The organism is Vreelandella zhaodongensis, from assembly GCF_013415115.1.
GTDB lineage: Bacteria > Pseudomonadota > Gammaproteobacteria > Pseudomonadales > Halomonadaceae > Vreelandella > Vreelandella zhaodongensis.
On sequence record NZ_JACCDD010000005.1, the window covers coordinates 285,977 to 307,252 of the forward strand.

19 protein-coding genes and 5 tRNA genes are annotated in these 21,276 nt (G+C 52.9%); 15 read left to right on the top strand and 9 right to left on the bottom strand.

Going from position 1 to position 21,276, the window contains the following annotated elements:
- Positions 1-57: 57 nt before the first annotated feature.
- From glcD to HZS79_RS11055, 4 genes are all read left to right on the top strand, one after another.
- Positions 58-1,557, top strand: a complete 1,500-nt coding sequence (gene glcD, locus HZS79_RS11040; protein ID WP_179927876.1) for a glycolate oxidase subunit GlcD — start codon at positions 58-60, stop codon at positions 1,555-1,557.
- A 98-nt stretch (positions 1,558-1,655) separates the two neighbouring features.
- Positions 1,656-2,756, top strand: coding sequence for a glycolate oxidase subunit GlcE (gene glcE / locus HZS79_RS11045; protein WP_179927877.1), 1,101 nt, complete (start codon positions 1,656-1,658; stop codon positions 2,754-2,756).
- A 14-nt stretch (positions 2,757-2,770) separates the two neighbouring features.
- Positions 2,771-4,003 carry a glycolate oxidase subunit GlcF gene (glcF, locus tag HZS79_RS11050; RefSeq protein ID WP_179927878.1) on the top strand — a complete coding sequence of 411 codons (1,233 nt, stop codon included), beginning with the start codon at positions 2,771-2,773 and terminating at the stop codon, positions 4,001-4,003.
- Between the two features lie 87 nt (positions 4,004-4,090).
- Complete coding sequence (locus HZS79_RS11055; RefSeq protein WP_162217690.1) at positions 4,091-4,492, top strand: GlcG/HbpS family heme-binding protein; 402 nt, start codon at positions 4,091-4,093, stop codon at positions 4,490-4,492.
- 131 nt (positions 4,493-4,623) lie between these two features.
- Here the strand turns inward: HZS79_RS11055 and HZS79_RS11060 are convergent.
- The 6 genes from HZS79_RS11060 to HZS79_RS11085 all read right to left on the bottom strand — a co-directional run bounded on the left by HZS79_RS11060 (position 4,624) and on the right by HZS79_RS11085 (position 6,086).
- Positions 4,624-4,700, bottom strand: a tRNA-Asp gene (locus HZS79_RS11060).
- 110 nt (positions 4,701-4,810) lie between these two features.
- Positions 4,811-4,886 (bottom strand) — tRNA-Val (locus tag HZS79_RS11065).
- 60 nt (positions 4,887-4,946) lie between these two features.
- Positions 4,947-5,023, bottom strand: a tRNA-Asp gene (locus HZS79_RS11070).
- Between the two features lie 36 nt (positions 5,024-5,059).
- Positions 5,060-5,136: transfer RNA gene (locus HZS79_RS11075), tRNA-Asp, on the bottom strand.
- Between the two features lie 48 nt (positions 5,137-5,184).
- Positions 5,185-5,260: transfer RNA gene (locus HZS79_RS11080), tRNA-Val, on the bottom strand.
- Positions 5,261-5,330: 70 nt separating this feature from the next.
- Entirely contained in the window at positions 5,331-6,086 is a 756-nt protein-coding gene (locus HZS79_RS11085; RefSeq protein WP_179927879.1) for an alpha/beta fold hydrolase, read from the bottom strand.
- 177 nt (positions 6,087-6,263) lie between these two features.
- Between HZS79_RS11085 and ccoN the strand changes: the two genes are divergently transcribed.
- The 11 genes from ccoN (at position 6,264) to fnr (ending at position 17,422) form a co-directional block, all read left to right on the top strand.
- Positions 6,264-7,688 (top strand): cytochrome-c oxidase, cbb3-type subunit I, encoded by a 1,425-nt coding sequence (ccoN, locus tag HZS79_RS11090; protein ID WP_162217688.1) that lies wholly within the window; start codon positions 6,264-6,266, stop codon positions 7,686-7,688.
- Positions 7,689-7,707: 19 nt separating this feature from the next.
- The gene (gene ccoO / locus HZS79_RS11095) at positions 7,708-8,316 is read left to right on the top strand and encodes a cytochrome-c oxidase, cbb3-type subunit II (protein WP_162217687.1); all 609 of its coding nucleotides are present in this window, start codon (positions 7,708-7,710) and stop codon (positions 8,314-8,316) included.
- A 3-nt stretch (positions 8,317-8,319) separates the two neighbouring features.
- Positions 8,320-8,541, top strand: coding sequence for a cbb3-type cytochrome oxidase subunit 3 (locus HZS79_RS11100; RefSeq protein ID WP_162217686.1), 222 nt, complete (start codon positions 8,320-8,322; stop codon positions 8,539-8,541).
- Positions 8,538-9,467: a cytochrome-c oxidase, cbb3-type subunit III gene (ccoP, locus tag HZS79_RS11105; RefSeq protein ID WP_162217685.1), complete on the top strand. Its 930-nt coding sequence runs from the start codon at positions 8,538-8,540 to the stop codon at positions 9,465-9,467. Before HZS79_RS11100 ends, ccoP begins: the two co-directional genes overlap by 4 nt.
- 219 nt (positions 9,468-9,686) lie before the next feature.
- Positions 9,687-11,123: a cytochrome c oxidase accessory protein CcoG gene (gene ccoG / locus HZS79_RS11110; RefSeq protein WP_162217684.1), complete on the top strand. Its 1,437-nt coding sequence runs from the start codon at positions 9,687-9,689 to the stop codon at positions 11,121-11,123.
- A gap of 7 nt (positions 11,124-11,130) precedes the next feature.
- The gene (locus HZS79_RS11115; RefSeq protein ID WP_162217683.1) at positions 11,131-11,649 is read left to right on the top strand and encodes a FixH family protein; all 519 of its coding nucleotides are present in this window, start codon (positions 11,131-11,133) and stop codon (positions 11,647-11,649) included.
- Positions 11,646-14,114, top strand: coding sequence for a heavy metal translocating P-type ATPase (locus HZS79_RS11120; protein ID WP_179927880.1), 2,469 nt, complete (start codon positions 11,646-11,648; stop codon positions 14,112-14,114). Before HZS79_RS11115 ends, HZS79_RS11120 begins: the two co-directional genes overlap by 4 nt.
- Entirely contained in the window at positions 14,111-14,338 is a 228-nt protein-coding gene (ccoS, locus tag HZS79_RS11125; RefSeq protein WP_179927881.1) for a cbb3-type cytochrome oxidase assembly protein CcoS, read from the top strand. The genes HZS79_RS11120 and ccoS overlap by 4 nt, the downstream gene beginning before the upstream one ends.
- Positions 14,335-15,030 carry a sulfite exporter TauE/SafE family protein gene (locus tag HZS79_RS11130; protein WP_179927882.1) on the top strand — a complete coding sequence of 232 codons (696 nt, stop codon included), beginning with the start codon at positions 14,335-14,337 and terminating at the stop codon, positions 15,028-15,030. Before ccoS ends, HZS79_RS11130 begins: the two co-directional genes overlap by 4 nt.
- Positions 15,031-15,183: 153 nt before the next feature.
- On the top strand, positions 15,184-16,611 hold the full coding sequence (gene hemN / locus HZS79_RS11135; protein ID WP_179927883.1) for an oxygen-independent coproporphyrinogen III oxidase: 1,428 nt from the start codon (positions 15,184-15,186) through the stop codon (positions 16,609-16,611).
- Positions 16,612-16,669: 58 nt separating this feature from the next.
- Positions 16,670-17,422 (top strand): fumarate/nitrate reduction transcriptional regulator Fnr, encoded by a 753-nt coding sequence (gene fnr / locus HZS79_RS11140; protein WP_162217678.1) that lies wholly within the window; start codon positions 16,670-16,672, stop codon positions 17,420-17,422.
- Here the strand turns inward: fnr and ttcA are convergent.
- The 3 genes from ttcA to HZS79_RS11155 form a co-directional block, all read right to left on the bottom strand.
- Positions 17,409-18,335 (bottom strand): tRNA 2-thiocytidine(32) synthetase TtcA, encoded by a 927-nt coding sequence (ttcA, locus tag HZS79_RS11145; protein ID WP_179927901.1) that lies wholly within the window; start codon positions 18,333-18,335, stop codon positions 17,409-17,411. The genes fnr and ttcA overlap by 14 nt on opposite strands.
- A 105-nt stretch (positions 18,336-18,440) precedes the next feature.
- Entirely contained in the window at positions 18,441-19,091 is a 651-nt protein-coding gene (locus tag HZS79_RS11150) for a 3'-5' exonuclease family protein (RefSeq protein WP_179927902.1), read from the bottom strand.
- Between the two features lie 5 nt (positions 19,092-19,096).
- A complete protein-coding gene (locus HZS79_RS11155; protein ID WP_179927884.1) occupies positions 19,097-20,914 on the bottom strand; it encodes a putative nucleotidyltransferase substrate binding domain-containing protein in 1,818 nt (605 codons plus the stop codon).
- Positions 20,915-21,276 lie beyond the last annotated feature (362 nt).

A 21,276-nucleotide genomic window follows, 5' to 3' on the forward strand; every position in this document is an offset into this window, starting at 1 on the left:
AGCTTTTCCATAAAATGATTAGATACTTTTCTGCTCTCCTCTCTTACAGGAGCCAACATGAATATTCTCTTCGATGAACGCCTAGACGGCGAATTTGTTCACCGCGACAAAGCAGATGTCCTTGAAGACCTGCGCAACACGATTCCCTCCTTAACGCTACTTCATCGTGAAGAGGACCTACATCCCTTTGAGTGTGATGGTCTAGCCGCTTACCGCATACTACCTATGTTAGTTGCGCTCCCCGATACACTGGAGCAAGTGGAAGAGCTGCTCAAGCGCTGCCACGCGCTAGGTGTTCCGGTGGTTACCCGAGGCGCAGGAACAGGGCTTTCAGGTGGTGCACTGCCTTTAGAACATGGTGTGCTGCTGGTAATGTCACGTTTCAATACTATCATTAGCGTTGATCCTGACGCTCGCCTTGCCCGCGTGCAGCCGGGTGTGCGCAATTTAGCCATTTCTGAAGCCGCTGCCCCTTACGGGCTCTATTATGCGCCAGACCCATCGTCACAGATTGCCTGCTCCATTGGCGGTAATGTGGCGGAAAACGCGGGTGGCGTTCACTGTCTGAAATACGGGCTTACCGTTCACAACGTAATGCGCGTTGATGTCATGACCATTGAAGGCGAGCGGATGACGCTGGGATCCGAAGCGCTGGATGCTCCTGGCTTTGATCTCCTTGCACTGATGAATGGTTCTGAAGGCATGCTCGGCGTGGTAACAGAGATCACTGTCAAACTGCTGCCAAAACCTGAAACTGCCAAGGTGTTGATGGCCAGCTTTGACGACATAGAGAAAGCGGGCCGTGCTGTTGGCGACATCATTGCCGCTGGGATCATTCCTGGCGGATTAGAAATGATGGACAAGCTAGCAATTAAAGCCGCTGAAGATTTCATCAAGGCTGGTTATCCCGTTGAAGCAGAAGCCATCCTTCTGTGTGAGTTAGATGGCGTTGAAGCTGACGTGGATGATGACTGCCAAACCGTGCGCCAAGTGCTGGAAAAAGCTGGCGCTACTAATATTCAACAAGCCCGCGACGAAGCTGAACGTGCCAAGTTTTGGGCGGGACGCAAGAATGCCTTCCCTGCCGTTGGCCGCATGTCGCCCGACTACTACTGCATGGATGGCACCATTCCCCGCCGCGAACTGCCGCGCGTTCTTAAAGGCATCGCCGCACTCTCCGAAGAAAGCGGCTTAGCCGTTGCTAATGTTTTTCACGCTGGCGACGGCAATATGCACCCGCTCATCCTGTTTGATGCCAATAAAGAGGGTCAACTGGCATTAGCTGAAGACGTGGGCGGAAAAATTCTGGAGCTATGCGTCGCCGCAGGCGGATCTATTACCGGAGAACACGGCGTAGGTCGGGAAAAAATTAACCAGATGTGTAGTCAGTTTCAGCCTGATGAGCTAACCGTCTTTCATGCATTAAAAGCAGCCTTTGATCCCCAGCGCCTGCTTAACCCAGGGAAAAACATTCCTACCCTGGCACGCTGCGCCGAGTTTGGCGCAATGCATGTACACAACAACGAATTGCCGCACCCAGATCTGCCACGTTTCTGATCCGGGACCTAGTCTTTGAGCGCTATAGCCATTAAGAGCTATGACCATTAAGAGCTATGGCCATTAGATACTAGGAAGCATACTTATTAGGAATCATCATGACCGAACTAGCGATACATACTGCCGACCGGGATATCGCTGACGACCTGTGCGAACAGGTGCGCAGCGCCTATGCCGACCGCACGCCACTGCGCATCGTCGCTGGCGATACTCGCGCATTTTACGGCCGACCAGTAGAAGGCAAAGACCTTAATATGGCGGCTCATAGTGGTATTGTTTCTTATGACCCCGTCGAACTTGTCGTAACGGTGCGGGCAGGCACCCGTTTAAGCGCCCTTAATGCAGCGCTTGCTGAAAAGAACCAAATGCTTGCCTTTGAACCTCCCATTTTTGGTGAAGCCAGTACGATTGGCGGCGCCGTCGCTGCAGGGCTTTCGGGACCACGCCGCCCATGGGCTGGCGCCGCGAGAGACTTTGTATTAGGTACTCGGATTATTACCCAAGAAGGTAAGCTGTTGCGCTTTGGTGGTGAAGTGATGAAAAACGTCGCTGGATACGACCTCTCACGCTTAATGGTGGGCGCCCAAGGAACGCTGGGGGTGCTGGCGGATATTTCATTCAAAGTACTCCCCATTCCTACCTCCAACCACAGCCTTCGTCTAAGCATGGGCCTTAAAGATGCGCTCGGTAAGCTTGCCGAACTAGGACGACAACCGCTGCCTATTACTGCTGCTGCATGGCATGCAGGCGAACTATTTATTCGTTTAGAAGGTGGCGCAAGCTCAGTCAACGCCACCAAAGAGCGGCTCGGCGGTGAGCCGTTATCAGCAGACTTCTGGCAACAGTTACGCGACCATCAACATGCCTTTTTTGCGCCTGACGCTGCTAAAGCACTATGGCGCCTATCCTTGCCGCCGAATACCTCACCACTCTCATTAGACATTTCTGATAACGACATCTTCTATGATTGGGGCGGTAGCCAACGTTGGGTGAAAACCAGCGTGGCTGCAGATACGTTGCGTAAGGCTTGCCAGCAAGCTGGCGGGCACGCCACCTGCTTCACCCCCCATACTCAAGGCGGAGCAGAGTCACCGTTTACCCCACTCAACCCCGTGGTCGAAAAGTATCATCGCAACTTGAAGACCGAACTGGATGCCCACGGCATTTTCAACCCTGGTCGTCTTTATGCGGCGTTTTAATCAGGAGAGCTGACATGCAGACGCACTTTACCGATGCCGACCTTCAGAAACCTCACATCAAGGAAGCCGAGCGCATCCTGCGCACCTGTGTACATTGCGGCTTTTGCAATGCCACTTGTCCTACCTACCAATTGCTAGGCGATGAGCGAGACGGCCCACGCGGGCGCATCTACCTCATGAAAGAGCTACTGGAGAGTCGCGATGATGATGACCAGGTCACTGAAGAAACACGCCTGCATTTAGACCGCTGCTTAACCTGCCGCAATTGTGAAACCACCTGTCCCTCTGGCGTGGAATATCACAAGCTTTTGGATATTGGCCGTGCAGAAATCGATCGCCGAGTCCCTCGTCCAATGGCAGAACGCGCCCAACGCTATGCGCTGCGCAAAATGCTGGTAAGTCCCAAGCGATTCAAAGCACTTCTAACCCTAGGGCAAACCTTCAAACCCCTAGTGCCTGGCAAACTACGCAGCAAAATGCCGCCTGCGCCGGTTGATGCGGGCCTACGCCCCAACAGTCAACGCCATGCCCGCACAGTGCTAATATTAGAAGGCTGCGTTCAGCCTGGGCTTTCCCCCAACACCAATGCGGCAACTGCACGCCTGCTAGACCGCCTTGGCATTAGCGTAACTCCCATTAGCGAAGCAGGATGCTGCGGTGCGATTGATTTCCACCTCAATGCCCAAGACGATGGCCGCACTCGGATGCGTGCTAACATCGATGCTTGGTGGCCACATATTGAACAAGGTGCAGAAGCCATTGTTCAAACGGCCAGCGGCTGTGGTGCTTTTGTCAAAGAGTATGGCGACATGCTCAAAGACGACCCTACGTATGCCGCGAAAGCTCAAAAAGTCAGCACACTTGCCAAAGATATCGTCGAGATCCTCCGCGACGAACCACTGGAAACACTGCAGTTGAAAGCGCATCAACGCCTCGCATTTCACTGCCCCTGCACATTGCAGCATGCACAGAAACTCAACGGTGCGGTTGAAAGCGTACTTAGCAAGCTTGGCTTTACGTTAACGCCAGTGAAGGATGCGCATCTATGCTGTGGCTCAGCAGGCACCTATTCGGTCACCCAGCCGGAGCTTGCCACACAGTTGCGCGATAATAAGCTCAATGCACTGGAAGCCAGTCATCCAGAGGTTATCGTCACCGCCAATATTGGTTGCCAAACTCACCTTGCTAGCGCCAATCGCACTCCGGTGCGGCACTGGGTAGAGGTGGTTGATGCCGCCCTGGTATAAACACTAATTCTCTGTGCCGCGCTAACGAGCGTTTACAAGCAAATACGAGCGCGGCATTTTTCTTCCCTTGATAAAAAGGAAATATTGATGCAAACCAAAGCAGTTCTCGGCCAAGCCGACGTAGTTCAGGTACTAGATGCTGCTCAAAAAGAAGCTGATAACAACGGATGGCCAGTAACCATTGCGGTAACCGATGATGGTGGGCATTTGCTCGCCCTGCGCCGCTTAGATAATGCTGCGCCTTTCAGTGCAGACGTTGCCACGCAAAAAGCCCGCAGTGCTGCGCTGGGTCGTAAAGAAACACAAGTTTTTGAAGAGATGATTAACGGCGGCCGCACAGCATTTTTATCTGCTCCGCTACAAGGTTTACTGTCAGGTGGCGTTCCCATCATTGTTGATGGCAGCGTCGTGGGCGCTATAGGCATTTCAGGCGTGAAGCCTGACCAGGATGTGCAGATTGCCAAAGCGGGTGTAAGCGCTATTGCCTGACGCTAGCGTGCAGCTTAATGGCTGCACGTAATACGTTAGAGGTCTCGGTTACACGCAAAAAAAGCCCAGATCGATGATCTGGGCTTTTTGGAATTTGTTCGACTGAATTAACAAGCCGATGAGTGCTTAAATGGCGGACCGGACGAGACTCGAACTCGCGACCTCCGGCGTGACAGGCCGGCATTCTAACCAACTGAACTACCGGTCCGCATCAAGACACTGCTAAATGCTAATACTACCTGCTATTGCTACTTACCAACACCATGACACACCAGCATTTATAAGCAATTCAGAAGCACTTAAAAATGTTAGTTGAAATGGTGGGTGGTACTGGGTTCGAACCAGTGACCCCCAGCTTGTAAGGCTGGTGCTCTCCCAACTGAGCTAACCACCCAAAATATTGAAGAGCTGCTATCGCTTATCAATATTACTTCACTTTCAATGCTGGTTATCGTGGCGGACCGGACGAGACTCGAACTCGCGACCTCCGGCGTGACAGGCCGGCATTCTAACCGACTGAACTACCGGTCCGAATAGCGATAACTAGCTGACAGCATAAATTGATGATGGCGGACCGGACGAGACTCGAACTCGCGACCTCCGGCGTGACAGGCCGGCATTCTAACCAACTGAACTACCGGTCCGCTATGACATCAACTGTTACTGCTTCACGTTTCCAGGGCACCAAATAATGGTGGGTGGTACTGGGTTCGAACCAGTGACCCCCAGCTTGTAAGGCTGGTGCTCTCCCAACTGAGCTAACCACCCGCTGGTCACGTGGCGCTGCATTCTACAGAAGCTTGGCAATATGTCAACATGTTAAGTTTAAATTCCCGAACTAAACCAACGTGCTGTGATCTACCGATGCTTCCGCTCTCTGAGCGCGGACGAAGGATGCCGCATGTATGGCCGCTTCGTCAATCAAAACCTGCTGATTCGTACCAGAAGCGCGTCTGGGCTTAAAGTCGTGGTCACCATCAGCCAGCCACACAACATCAACATTCATGCCTAACTCATACCCCATGACATCGTCATAGGTACCGAAAGGATCCCGCTCGCCTTGCAGTATCTGCATAGGGCACTGGATAGCAGAAAAGTGAGACACACGAAGACGCTCGGGTTGCTTTGGCGGATGAAAGGGATAACCCGCTACAATGACTCCCTGGCACTGGCGCTCACTGGCAAACAACGAAGCGACACGCCCTCCCATGGATTTACCACCTACCCATAATGGTTCAGGCGCCAACGGCACAAGTAAGTCGTACCAACCTGCAAACTGTGCCAATGTTTGTTTGACTGGCGGCGGCGGACGGCGCCTACCCTGCTCGTTCATGTGTTGCATATAGGGAAGATCTATCGCCAACACTTGAACACCCTGAGCAGCTAGCGTCGCGGCAAATTGCCGCATAAATATTGAGAGATGCCCAGCTCCGGCACCGTGCGCAAGCAGTATTCGGCCTGCGTCAGAACGGCCTAAAACACTCAAAGGCCCGTAACCATCTACAACAAACCGCTGAATAGTAGGGCTATCCAGCCTATCGGGCAGTGCCTCTGCCGTGATAGGAATGAACCCTGCATCCGCATAATACGACACGCTTTTCTCCTAGTAATTTAGCGTTACATCTATTGGCGTGTTCAGCTTAAGGCGCGGCTGCGATAGAATCTATGCCGGATCTTGACCTGCATCATCAAGCGGGTGGCCGCACCCGTGCAAAATGCTAATGCAAAATGCTTCGGGTTACCCCCTAACCGCGTTCGATGGGAACATGAAATGAGCACAGCACTGGAACACCCGACCTACAACTACAAGGTAGTTCGGCAGTTCGCGATTATGACCGTTGTGTGGGGCATTGTTGGGATGACGATTGGCGTCATTCTTGCCGCACAATTGGTATGGCCGCAACTGAATCTCGGCTTACCTTGGACCAGCTTCGGACGCCTTCGTCCGTTACATACTAACGCCGTTATTTTTGCCTTCGGCGGCTCTGCGCTATTTGCGACGTCCTATTACGTCGTACAACGCACTTGTCAGGTTCGCCTTTTCTCTGACAAGCTCGCAGCGTTCACCTTCTGGGGGTGGCAAGCGGTCATCCTTTCTGCCGTGGTAACGCTGCCGCTAGGCTATACCACGACGAAGGAGTACGCTGAGCTTGAGTGGCCAATCAATATTTTGATTGCGGTCGTATGGATCAGCTACGCCATCGTCTTCTTAATGACAGTGAAAAAGCGCGCAACGCCTCATATTTATGTAGCAAACTGGTTCTTTGCTGCGTTTATCATAACCGTTGCCGTACTACACATTGTTAACAACGCTGCTATCCCCGTTACGCCGATGTACTCTACGTCGATTTACGCCGGTGCTGTGGACGCTATGGTGCAGTGGTGGTACGGCCACAATGCGGTTGGTTTCTTCCTGACGGCTGGTTTCTTGGGCATGATGTACTACTTCGTACCCAAGCAAGCGGAACGTCCGATTTATTCGTATCGCCTCTCTATCGTCCACTTCTGGGCGTTAATCATGATCTACATGTGGGCTGGCCCTCACCACCTGCACTACACCGCATTACCGAACTGGGCACAGTCACTCGGCATGATCATGTCAATCATCCTACTTGCCCCCTCTTGGGGTGGCATGATCAACGGCATGATGACCCTATCTGGCGCCTGGCATAAGCTACGTACGGATCCTACGCTACGTTTCTTAGTAGTGGCGTTATCGTTCTACGGTATGTCGACCTTCGAAGGCCCGATGATGGCGATTAAGACCGTTAACGCGCTCTCCCACTACACTGACTGGACCATTGGTCACGTTCACTCTGGCGCACTTGGCTGGGTAGCGATGATTACCATCGGCTCAATGTACCACCTGATCCCAAGGCTCTTTGGACGTACTGAAATGCACTCTGTTAACCTGATTGCGGTGCATTTCTGGCTAGCGACAATCGGTACCGTGCTGTACATCGCCTCTATGTGGGTCAACGGTATTATGCAAGGCTTGATGTGGCGCGCGATTAATGCCGACGGCACGCTAATGTACACCTTTGTAGAATCTGTCGAGGCTAGCGGCCCTGGTTACTTTGTACGCCTCATTGGTGGCCTGTTCTGGATCGTAGGCATGCTCATCATGGCGTTCAATGTCTACATGACCGTGAAGCGCCGCGAAGCTATCAGCCATCCAGCGCCACAAGCCGCTTAAACCGGGGAAGTTGAGACCAATGAAACACGAGATTGTCGAAAAGAACGTTGGCTTGCTCGCCGTGTTGATCCTGGTTGCGATCAGTTTTGGCGGCTTGGCCGAAGTCGTTCCGCTGTTCTTTCAAAAGGACACGACGGAGCCCGTTGAGGGGCTACGCCCCTTATCTGCACTCGAACTAGAAGGGCGTGACATCTACCGGCGCGAAGGCTGTGTCGGCTGCCATTCTCAGATGGTACGTCCTTTCCGGGCAGAAACTGAACGGTATGGCCACTATAACGTGGCGGGAGAGGAAGTTTACGAACACAACTTCCTATGGGGCTCCAAACGTACCGGTCCAGACCTTGCCCGCGTCGGCGGACGCTACAGCGACGACTGGCATCGTGCGCACATGTATAACCCTCGTGACGTAGTACCTGAGTCCATTATGCCCGCTTATCCCTGGTTGTTTGAGCGCACCCTTGATGGCGATGCAACGCCTAAAAAGATGCGTGCTCTACAACGGCTTGGCGTGCCCTATACCGATGAAGATATCGCCAATGCGACTGCCGAGGTGCGAGGCCAACAAGAGATTACTGCACTGGTCGCTTACCTACAGCAACTAGGAACTGTGCTTGAGGGCACTCGTTAAGCTATGGATACGGGAACTTTCCGCGGCCTTATCACGCTGATTTTGATTATCGCCTTTATCGGTATTTTTTTATGGGCCTACTCAAAGCGACGCAAACCAGACTTCGATGAAGCGGCAAACCTGCCCTTTGCCGAAAATGATGATAAGCAGCCGTTCCGTGATAAGCATGCTTCGCCTACAGACGAAGTAGATTCCCGCCACGACAGGGGAGATAAAAATACATGAATAATTTATGGGGTGACTCCTTATCCAGCTTCTGGAGCGCCTGGATCATCGTCATCACGCTGGGCACGATTGCACTGAGCGTCTGGATTTTGTTTGCTAACCGCAGAACTGACAAAACGCCAGATGCCGATGGCAACGTCGAGACTACCGGCCACGCAGCCGACGGAATCGAAGAGTATGACAACGCACTGCCTCGGTGGTGGTTCCAGCTGTTTGTACTTACCGTCGTATTTGCCTTGGGCTATCTGGTGCTTTATCCAGGATTGGGCAACTTCGCCGGAGTGCTGGGCTGGTCTCAAGAACGCCAGTGGGAAGAGGAAGTCGCCCGGGCGGATGAGCGTTTCACGCCTATCTTTGCTCAATATCAGGAAATACCTATTCCTGAGTTAGCAAGAGATGCTGACGCCATGCAGGTAGCCGAGCGCATCTACTTGAACAACTGTGCTGTGTGTCATGGCTCTAATGCCCAGGGCGGCTACGGTTTTCCGAACTTAACCAACGATGACTGGCTATATGGCGGTGAGCCGGAAAATATCCTGGCGACCCTCAACAACGGCCGTAATGGCTTGATGCCCTCTTGGCAGCAGCTCGGTGAGAACAACATAGAGAACCTCACTCAGTACGTACTTTCACTCTCTAACCTGGAGCATGATGAGGAGCGTGCAGCCAGCGGTGAAAGCACTTACATGGCCGCCTGCGCAGCATGTCACGCTCCCAGCGGCACAGGTAATACCGCGTTGGGCGCACCTGACTTAACCAACGATATTTGGCTCTATCAAGCACCTGGACAAAGCGTTGCTGACTCTGTCCGTCAAACGTTGCGCAATGGCCGTAACGGCCACATGCCTGCTCAAGCGGCTTATATCGGTGAAGAGCGTGTTCACCTAGTGGCAGCCTATGTGTATAGCCTGCGTTTTAGAGACTAACGCTAGGAAAAGCGGTATTCGTTGATACGAGGCATGAAGGGGGTGCGGTTTCATACCGCACCCTTTCTTCATCTACTGCCTGCTCAGGCACTTTCTCTATCCGTTACACTACTGTTTAGTGACACGGCGTACAGCATCGCTATCCGCGCGTCGGATGGTTAGCGCCACGATATCCATGCTGTCGCCCATTCCTGCCAAATATGAGCTGCGATCATCGCCATGGAAAAGATACCTAGCCAAGATATTACGCCGCCACCTGTGGGCCACCACACCCCGGGAGAGAGCTCTACCCAAGAGATGTACGCCAAGCGTCGTCACATATACGTGCGCGAAATTAAAGGCCTGTTTCAAAAAGTACGGCGCAGCGCTAACTGGGCACTGATGCTGGTTTTTTTCCTACTGCCATGGATTAACTGGGGCGATCGCCCTGCGATATGGTTTGATCTGCCAGGCCGAGAGTTTCATATCCTTGCCGCTACATTTTATCCGCAAGAGTTCGTATTGCTTTCATGGTTACTAATCATCTGCGCATTTGGGCTATTTTTTATCACCGTATTTGCCGGGCGCGTATGGTGCGGCTATACCTGTCCACAAAGCGTTTGGACATTTCTATTTATTTGGCTGGAGCACCGTATCGAAGGGTCTCGCAACCAGCGCATTAAGCTCGACAAACAGCCGGTGACAGTGGATAAAGTATGGCGCAAAGGCGCCAAACACATGGCTTGGCTGCTCATCGCCTTAGCAACCGGTATCACGTTTGTAGGCTACTTCACGCCAATTCGCGAGCTAGTTATGGCGTTACCTACACTGGAAGCTCACGGCTGGTCGTATTTTTGGGTTGGCTTCTTTTTGGTATTTACTTACTTGAATGCGGGCTGGCTGCGTGAGCAAGTGTGCATTTATATGTGCCCCTATGCTCGCTTCCAGTCAGTGATGTTTGATCGCGACACACTCATTGTGTCCTACGACGAAACACGTGGCGAACCGCGGGGGCGGCGTAAGAAATCGTTAAATCATGAGCAAGCGCGCGAAGCAGGCTTCGGTGACTGTATTGATTGTGAGCTTTGTGTCCAAGTATGCCCAACTGGCATTGATATCCGCGATGGCCTGCAGTATGAGTGCATCACCTGCGCCGCTTGCATCGATGCCTGCGACAGCGTGATGGATAAAATGGGTTACCCAAGAGGACTGATTCGTTATACGACAGAAAACGCACTGGAGGGGAAAAAAAGCCACCTTCTACGCCCTCGGCTACTTGGCTATTTTGCAGCGCTCGTCATTATGATCGGCGCGTTTGCCTGGGCGGTTAACGACCGCACGCCGCTTAACTTTGAAGCCGAGCGGGAACGCACGCAGCTATACCAAATGACCCGCGACGGGCAAGTTAGCAACGTGTACAACCTGACAATACGTAACCTAGATCACCAAGATCACACCTATCAACTCAGCGTGACAGGGCTGCCCAACTTAACGCTGGACAATACCTCCGTTAGTGTACCCGCTGGCGAGTCACGGACTCAGATAGTCACGGTAATTGCCGCACCGGAAACACTTACCCAGCCCAGCCACCCGATTACTTTTATGCTGCAGGCGCAGCACAACGAGAAAATCCGCCAAGAGCGTGAAACGCGTTTTTTAGGCGATATTAGGAGATAAAAAGACGATGTCTTCCACTGACGTTACACCTTGGTATAAGCAAGTTTGGCCCTGGTTTTTACTCGGGCTGCTAGGTGTGTCTATCTTTGCCAGTAGCACCCTAGCGGTGATGGCCTTACGCACGTCTGACGGTTTGGTGCAGGATGATTACTACGAGCATGGCCGTGCGATTAACGTTGTGATCGCCAAACAGGAGCGAGCCCGAGAACTCAATCTAACCGCCGAGTTACGCATTGACCCAATCACCAGTGACATTGTTCTCGATCTGGCTGGCGACGAACGCCCAGATACACTGTACCTAAAACTTATTTTCCCTACCCAAGATGATCGCGATCAGCAATTTATGCTTGAACACGTCCGTGATGGCCGCTATGTCGCCCAAGCGCCAGATAACCTTCAATACCGCTGGTACCTGCAGCTACAGCCAGAGGAGGAAGGCGCCGACTGGCGCTTAATAGGTGAAGCACGCTTCCCTGAAGAGAACCGTATTGCCCTGCTACCCGGGGGGCGTTCTGCGAGCGAATGAGCACCAGCGTCCTTAGCTGCTATCACTGCGGCAACACGGTGCCCGATGGGGCACCGTGGCGTATCAGCATCGACGATACACCACAGCCGCTTTGCTGCCCAGGCTGCGAGGCAGTCGCCCATGCGATTGTAGATGGCGGATTAGAAAGCTACTACCGCTACCGTACCGAGCTGCCTGAGCGCCCCGATGAACGTCAGGCCACCAAAGCTGAAACATGGTCAGTATTTGATGATCCTGGCCTGCAAGCCAAGTTCGTGCACTCCGATGGCGATGAAGGGCTGGTACGCGCCACTCTGGCGGTAGAAGGCATCACCTGTGCAGCCTGTGCATGGCTAATTGAACACCGTTTGAATGCTCTTGAAGGCGTTGCCTCAAGTGCAGTAAACCTTACCCATCATCGCTTGCGTGTCAGCTGGAACCCCAGCGTCATACAGCTTTCACAGCTATTCGCTGAGCTAGCCGCCATTGGCTACGATGCCCTGCCCTATGAGCCTGACCAAGCGCAAGCCCGTCTGCAGCATGAAGAGCGCATGAACGTGCGTCGCCTTATTGTCGCTGCGGTGGGCATGATGCAAGTCATGATGTTTTCAATCCCTATCTATGTGGCGGCCCCTGGCGAAATTAGTCCAGACTTTTACGCCCTTTTCCACTGGCTCTCGTTTGCACTGGCGACACCCGTCGTACTTTTTTCAGCACAACCCTTCTTCCGCAATGCACTGCGAGATCTGAAAACCGGCGTACTGGGCATGGATGTGCCGGTATCACTGGCTATTGGCGGGGCTTACCTAGCCAGTAGCTACGCCGTGCTCTTTGATGTTGGCGAGGTGTATTACGACTCGGTGGCCATGTTTACGTTTTTCCTACTGTTTGGCCGCTATGTAGAAGGCCGTGCTCGGCGGCGCAGTGGGCACAGTGGCAATGCTCTCAGCGACGTACTGCCAGTGTCGGCTACGCGCCTGGAAGACGATGGCAGCGAACGTATTTTACCTGCCAGTGAACTTGCCGCGGGAGACCGCGTACTTATTAAGCCTGGGCATGGTGTACCCGCCGACGGCGTGATCGAAGACGGCGAGTCTAGCCTGGATGAATCCATGCTAACGGGAGAGTACTTGCCCGTTACGCGACGGGTCGGTGACAGCGTTGTGGGCGGCAGCCAAAACATGGAGAACCCGCTAACCATCAGAGTCACCCATGCAGGCAATAGCGCCAGGGTTGCTGGGATTGTCGACTTAACCGACCGTGCTTTTGCCAGCCGCCCTCGATTAGCGCAAATGGCAGCACGCATGGCGCACCTGTTTGTGTTACGTCTACTAGTGGTCACCGTCTGCGTCACGCTCGCTTGGTGGTTTATCGACCCCTCACGAGTGCTGTGGATAATGCTTTCCGTGCTAGTTGTGACATGTCCTTGCGCACTGGCATTAGCAACTCCCACGGCCCTCACCGCTGGGCATGGCCAACTGCGCCAACGCGGCGTTCTCATAACTCGTGCCGACGCTATCGAATCACTCTCAAGCATCACACGGGTCATTTTTGATAAAACAGGAACGCTGACCCGCGGTGAGATGCAACTTACGCAAACACACCCTATTCAATCGTCACACGCCGCGCACCCCCTTAGTAGCGAACAAGCACAAGCCATTGCTGCTGCGCTTGAAGCCCACTCTGAGCACCCCATTGCCCGAGCATTTCGGCCATTTCGTGATGCCACGCTGCAGGCACGCAGCGTCAAAAGCGTTACCGGCAGTGGCCTTGAAGGGGTGCTCAACGGCACGACATGGCGTTTAGGAAAACCAGATTTTGCCTGCTCTTTCCCCCTCGCCTCACCCGGCGCTGGGCAGTGGCTATTACTGAGCCAAGACGACGAACCCCGCGCCTGGTTCAAGCTTCATGACGGTATCCGCGAGGATGCCGCGCAAACAGTCGCCGCACTCCAAGCCCGCGGGCTCGAAGTAGAGCTGCTGTCTGGAGACACTCAAGAGGCAGTAGAAAGCCTGGCTGAACAGCTCAACATCACCACGTGGCACGCAGGCAAATCCCCAGAGGGCAAACTTGAGCGGCTCCGCGAGCTGCAAGCGAAAGGCGAGCGGGTCGTCATGATTGGTGACGGCATTAATGATGTCCCTGTGCTGGCTGGGGCCGACGTTGCTATTGCTATGAACGGTGCAACAGACCTAGCCCGCACGCGCGCCGATGCTGTGTTACTCAGCCCACGCCTAATGCGCATTTTCGAAGCCATTGATATCTCATGTGCGACTCGGCGCATCATGCGTCAAAATATGATGTGGTCTGTTTGCTACAATTTTTCGGCACTTCCCTTAGCGGCAATGGGATTAATCCCCCCCTGGCTTGCCGCGATTGGCATGTCGCTAAGCTCTCTGGTGGTGGTCGGTAACGCACTACGCTTAACGCGCTGGCGCACGCCACCTACCCCCCAGGTTGCTTCTGCATCTCCGGTGACTGTATGACCATCTTATATCTGTTAATTCCGCTTTCATTAATTCTGCTGGGCTTGGCCGTGTGGGCGTTTTTCTGGGCCGTTAAGCACGACCAGTTCGAGGACTTAGAAGGCCCTGCCCACCGCATTCTGTTCGACAACGATGATAATGATTTAACGTCTGAGCAGCGCGCTGAACGTAAAAAAGCAGCGACCAAACAGGCATCTGATGATGACCACGAGCCCCACGCATGAATCCAGTTGGCCTTGACTTACCCCCGTTGCTAGCCGCCTTTGTGTTTGGCTTAATGGGGGGTGCCCACTGCATCGGCATGTGTGGTGGCATCATGAGCGCACTGACCTTTGCTGTTCCACCCAGCATGCGCCATCCCGCACGCATGGGGGGGCTCCTCGTCAGCTACAATGCTGGCCGCATTCTTAGCTACATGGTGGCGGGTGCCCTCGTCGCGTCGCTTGGCACGCTTCTTTCACTATCACCATCAGCAGGCGTGGCACTACAAGCCTTTGCTGCGCTAATGCTGATTTTGATGGCGTTGTATATCGCCAACTGGTGGAAAGGGCTTCTCAAAGTCGAAGCTGTTGGACGATATCTTTGGCGTTATATAGAGCCGGTCGGTAGGCGCTTGATGCCCGTAGTACATATTCCTCAAGCGTTTACACTAGGCGCACTATGGGGCTGGCTGCCATGCGGTTTGGTCTACTCCATGCTGGCTTGGAGCCTGGCGATTGCTGACCCGCTTGAAGGAGCTCTCCTAATGGGCGCTTTTGGATTAGGTACACTGCCAGCGCTGCTCGCTACTGGGTTAGCCGCACAGCAGCTCAGCCATTTAATCAGGCACCCCACCACCCGAACCATTGCCGCCCTGTCGATTATCGGCTTCGCCTTATGGCAGCTCTGGACCCTTATGTCGCTCACCGCACATTAAAGCCCCCTGCACGCCTTAACCCACCCTTAAATAGCTTGATATAGCTCAACGCTTTCGAAGTGACACTGCACTAACATATGGATCAATGTCTGAGTCATCACTTGGCTAGACCACACTGCCTTATTGCACTTTTTCCACTTCGGAGCGCTCATCATGCCCGTTCATGCCACTGCTGCCCTCTCACCAACACATACCGCAGTGCCTGGGGCAACTGCCTGGGATGAGGAACTGCTGCGCCGTTATGACAAGAGCGGTCCACGTTACACTTCCTACCCGACGGCACTTGCATTCAATGAGCGCTTTACCACCGATGACTTTACCCAGGCACTGAAGCGCAGCAACACCAGCCAGCGGCCGCTATCGCTCTACGTACATGTGCCCTTTTGTCGCAAGATTTGCTTCTACTGCGCCTGCAATAAAATTGCCACGAAAAATACTGCCCTGGCAGAGCCTTATCTTTCCAGGCTTGACCGAGAAATGGTGCTCACTGCACGCCACTTAGACACCTCACGCCCAGTGCAACAATTACACTGGGGGGGCGGCACACCGACTTTTCTTAGCCTAGCCCAAATGGGCGACCTGATTGATCGCCTAGATGCCCGTTTCGGACTATCCAGTGCAGCTGACCGCGATTATGCCATTGAGATTGACCCTCGCGAGGCGGACGTTTTTACGCTGCGCCACCTGCAGTCTCTGGGTTTTAACCGCTTAAGCCTTGGCGTACAAGATTTAAACCCGCAGGTACAGACAGCCATCAACCGTGTTCAGCCACGAGTACTGACTGAAACATTAATGGAGGAAGCTCACCGCCTTGGCTTTCGCTCGCTCAACCTTGATTTAATTTATGGGCTGCCATTCCAAACAGAAAAAAGCTTTGCCGAAACATTGAGCCAAGTGATCGAATTAAACCCCGCTCGGCTGTCTGTTTTTAACTATGCCCACATGCCAACCCGCTTTGCTCCTCAGCGCCGAATTAACGAAACAGACCTACCCAACGCCGATGAAAAACTGGCGATCCTACATACCACCATTGAGATGTTGACGAATGCAGGCTACGTTCATATCGGTATGGATCACTTTGCGCGCCCAGACGATAGTCTGGCAATCGCTCAACGCAACGGTACGCTACAGCGTAATTTCCAGGGCTATTCCAGCCACGCTCAGTGCGACTTAGTTGGCTTAGGTGTATCCGCTATTTCAAGGGTTGACGATGTTTACGCGCAAAACCCTACCCAGCTTAACCAGTATGAAGCGGCCTTAGATCAAGGAAGACTAGCAACCGTCAAAGGATTACGTTTAAATAAGGATGACCTAATACGCAGAGACGTGATCGAACGTCTAATGTGCGATATGCAGATTGACCTTGGGGCCATTGGCAAGCGCTGGCGAATTGATGCTGTTAGCTATTTTTCCATGGCACTTGAGCAACTAAAAACCGCTGAGCAGGATGGCTTGGTGACGTGCGATCAGCAAACGATTAGCGCGACACCCACAGGACGCTTGCTAATTCGTCACTTGGCAATGGCCTTTGATGCTCGACTGCCAAGCCAGACTACTCAGCGCTACTCGAAGATTTTATAAGCTTCTTGAGGCGTCTTGCCCCTGCGCCCATGATGGCGAACGAGAAAGGGAGAATCACATGTCACACCCCGTTAGCCAACGACGTTCACTGCTGCAAGAGGCGCGCTGCCAAACCTGCAGCCTGAGCTCGTTGTGTCTACCGCTCGCATTAGAGCTTGAAGACATGAGCCAGTTTGACGCCATCATTCGCCGCCGCGCGCCGCTGAAAAAAGGCGAACCACTATTTCGCCAAGGCGACCGCTTCACCAGTGTATATGCCGTTCGTTCAGGAAGCCTAAAGCAGGTGACGAGTGAAGGTAATGGTAATGACCAGCTGACGAACTTCTATCTTCCCAGCGAGCTGGTTGGCTTAGATGGGATTGATGAAGAACACTATCCAGGCAGCGTTATCGCACTGGAAACGACCACTGTCTGCGAGATTCCCTTTGACCGCCTAGACCTGCTTTCTGAAGAGCTGCCTGAATTACGCGGTCAGCTTTACCGCAGTATGAGTAAAGAATTACGCGATGACCGACGCATGATGCGCCTGCTATCACGCAAGACTGCTGACCAACGTCTTGCTAGCTTTTTAATTACCCTTTCCGACCGTTTCCGTCGACGGGGCTACTCACCTTATAGCTTCCGGCTTTCCATGTCCCGCGCCGACATTGGTAACTACTTAGGCCTTGCAGTGGAAACCGTCAGCCGCATTTTAAGCCGCTTTCAGCAGCAAAATGTGGTGGCTGTTTCAGGCCGCGAGGTGAACATTCTTGATATGCAACGCTTGATCACCTTAGCCGAAGAGGAAGAGCTATCGGCTAGCCCACGTTAAGCGCCTGAATTCGTCCCTCCATCAGCGCCGCTTGCTTGGCTTCCAGGCCTTTAAAATCAAATAGCTGGCGGTCTGCCAACTGCGAAGGAGCGACATTGGTGACCGCTTTAAACATGCTCTCCAAGCGCCCTGGGTGCTTTTTATCCCACTCAGCGAGCATGTCCTTCACAATTTGCCGCTGAAGGTTGGGCTGAGAGCCGCACAAATTGCAGGGAATAATGGGAAATTCCATCAGACGAGAAAACTCAGCAATATCCGCCTCTTTGCAGTAGGCAAGAGGACGAATCACAATATTTTTTCCATCATCAGACAAGAGCTTGGGCGGCATTGCCTTCAAGGTGCCGCCAAAGAACATGTTAAGAAACAACGTTTCTAAAATATCCTCACGATGGTGCCCAAGGGCAATTTTCGTCGCCCCAATTTCCTCGGCAAAGCCATACAGAGAGCCACGTCTCAGTCGTGAGCAGAGCGCGCAGGTCGTTTTTCCCTCAGGGGTTTTCTCCTTCACCACAGAGTAGGTATCACGCTCTAGAATGTGGTATTCAACACCCACTTTATCTAGGTACTGGGGCAGCACGTGCTCAGGAAAGCCCGGCTGTTTTTGATCCATATTCACCGCCACCAGCGAGAAATTAACCGGAGCATTGCGCTGCAGATTCAGTAGTATCTCCAGCATTGTATAACTATCTTTGCCACCTGACAGGCATACCATCACCCGGTCACCTTCATCGATCATTTGATAATCGATGATCGCGTTGCCTACTTCTCGCCGCAGTCGTTTTTGTAATTTATTGAATTCACGTTTCTTTTTAGCGTCATTATGCGCAGACTGCAGTCGTAAGCTATCAACAGAAGAACCGTCAACAGAAGGCATATCTGCCACAGCGGGGTCAAAGTAATCAGGTTGTTGCATGGTGTAAGCACTGCCGATGGTAGAAGAAGCAGCGTGCATTCTAACAATACTCGCCACCACCACCCAACATAAACCCAGCCAATCACGCTGGAAAAGTGCTTGGTATTAAGCTTCGCGTGCCATCTCACGCTGCAGACGCAGATACAAAAGCGCACTGGCGGTAGCATCACCCAACACACCTAGCCACTGGATGCCCGGCACTTGCCAGCGGGCGAGCGCCTCTGTGATTTGGCTGGCGGTATCACAATGGGGGTGCAGACGGCGTAGCTGCCGGTGATGCAACTTAGCCACATCTACCTGAGCGTTGGGTACCCCAAAGCCCAGCCCCGTTTTAAACAGACCATTCAGACACTCCACAGCGTGATCCAGTTGCCAGCCGATAAGCGGGCGATTACCAATAAACTCAGCCAATGAGCCAAGGTTGTCAGCGTCAGGAGTGAGCACGGATTCCGTCGCGTACAGCCGATGATGGCGACGTAGCGTGGCTGGGCAGGCACGTTGCGCATCCGCAAAGGTAGCCACCCAGGCCTGACTGGTATGCACTCGGTGCGGACTCAACACCACGGCGGCTAAGCTAACCACAGGTAATCGCCCGGGGCTCACCTGACAGGCAAGCGCAACTACCTCCTCTCCCATATAGGGCTGAAACAGCCATGCATAGGGGGAGTCGGCCCAACGCCTGCGGTCACTTTCGCGCTGCATCAACGTGCGTAACGAGCCGCTGAACAGTGACACATGCCTATCTAACAAGCGCATTCCGGTCACGAATACTCCAAGTGGTAACGGTGGGAGAGCCGCTGTTTAAAATCTTTTACGATATGCAGCGCCTCACGCAATAAATCGCGCTCTAGGGACGAGAGCTCTTGCACGACAACACGGTTACTGCGCTGTGTTGAAGTCTCATCCAGCGTTTGCAGTTGCTGCCTTAGACGCAGCTCAGTAAATAGTGCTAGCGCCTCGCCAAGATCTTCAGCAAAGCGTCGATCCAGGCGGCCATCTGCCGCCAGTGCATCCAAGCGATCTAAGGTAGACGTGGCATTGATTCGGCGTTCAAGCGCCATGGTACGCACCCCATGGACGATGGGAAAAATGCCCCCTTTTTTAATATCAATCCCGTGCTGAGGCTTTTTTAAAGAGCCAAACAGCGTCAGCGGTGTAGAAAAACGCAAGGCCGCCCGGGCAAAGTAAGACAGCAGCAGCTCATCACGGGAACAGCGTTCAAATAGCGCAGTGCGCACACTGTCCAGCAGCTGTGGATTACCAGCAACGCCATGGGCATCCAACAAAATGGCTAGCTTCATCAAACTATCGCCATCTCTGTCGCTGACCCATTTGGCAATATTGCTCTTCCATTGAGATACGCTACCCACCCACTCAGGATTGGACACCATAATATTGCCCGGACATGGCGGGTAGCCCAGCTGAATCAGCGTCTGCGTTAGCGCGTTCATGTCTTTGGACAACGCTGGCCAATCGCAGCCGTCTGCCAAAATCAAACCGTTATCTTGATCTGTTTTGAGAATCTGTTCGCCACGACCTTCGCTGCCCATGACCATGAGACAGCTTTGAGTGTGGTACTCCTCTGGAATAATAAACGACCATGCCTTGTTCATAATCCGGCCATTAAGTGCCGCCAACAAATCCATGGCAAAGCGTAACTTGACGCCTTGCGCCATCAGCGCGTTGACCAGCTCAGGGGTACGTTGACTAGCTGCAGCCAGCTCCTCAAGGTTACTGGCTTGCTCGACTTGCAGGCTGACCACATAGCTGCGGCTTGAAAAGAAGCTCAGCACATCCGTTAGCTCTACCACACCTTTAAGTTCGCCTTGCTCCATCACCACTACCCGCGCCACTTTGTGCCGCGTCATTAACACCAACGCTTCAAACAGGTACTGCTGGGGCGTCACGGTTACCAGCGAAAAATGGGCCACGGCTTCTATCGGCGAGTCGTGCTGACAGTTATGTAGTATCAACCCATTGAGCAAGTCGGTTTTGGTCACCATGCCAACCTTGCTGGGCGTGTTCACCAGCAAGCTGTCAGCATGGCTATCATTGAGCTGACGCACGGCAGTGGCAATGGTCACAGTGGCGTCCACCGTTAAGGGATCTCGCATGCATTCACTAACTTTAGCCAGCATAAAGCCAGCCATGGTCACGCCACCGTCAGCGCGCTTTTCCGTCAGTAGCCGAGCTTTGTGAGATAGCGACTGCTTAAAGAAGTGCTCAAAATCCGGATGGCGGCGGCACAGCTTCATAAAAAGCGCCTTGGGCATTACATAACACAAGCACTCTTGCTCAGCTTGGAAGCGGTACCGACTCTTGCCATTAAGAATACTGATCGCACCAAACAAATCGCCTGCCGTGTAGTGACCTATTCGCGCACTAGATGCTGGCAACGTAGGGTCAAGCTCGGCAACTTCACCTTTGTGAATCAAAAAAACAGACTCACCCGCCTGACCCGTTTCGAGAATAATCTCGTCACGATCAAAGTAGGCAATGTCCATGCCTCGGCGAACATGGTCACGCCCCTCTTCATCAATCAGGGTGAAAGGCAGTTGGGAAAGATCAACTTCAATCATTATTGACCCCACTAAAGCGCGATGATTTGAAAGCACGACTAAAGGAGTGATTATTTTTTAACCAGCTCCACTCATTATACTTTCCGCTATAACGCTAACGTCGAAACGACGTTCGTTGAAAGACCAAAGTAGTGTCACTTTTAGAGCAACTTCTCTGGCTAACTTTCTCGACCAGCTTAAAACTTTTTATGCACCTTTGCTAAAAGTAGCAAACATTGCTTTTTAGCGAGCTATAGACCATCGTCCTATCATATCATCAGAAACCTTAAAAAAACCAAAAATATAATTAAAAACAAATACTTATATTAAATAAAAAGCATCGAACTAGTACCTTAAAGCGCATTGATACCAAAGTCTGGGAT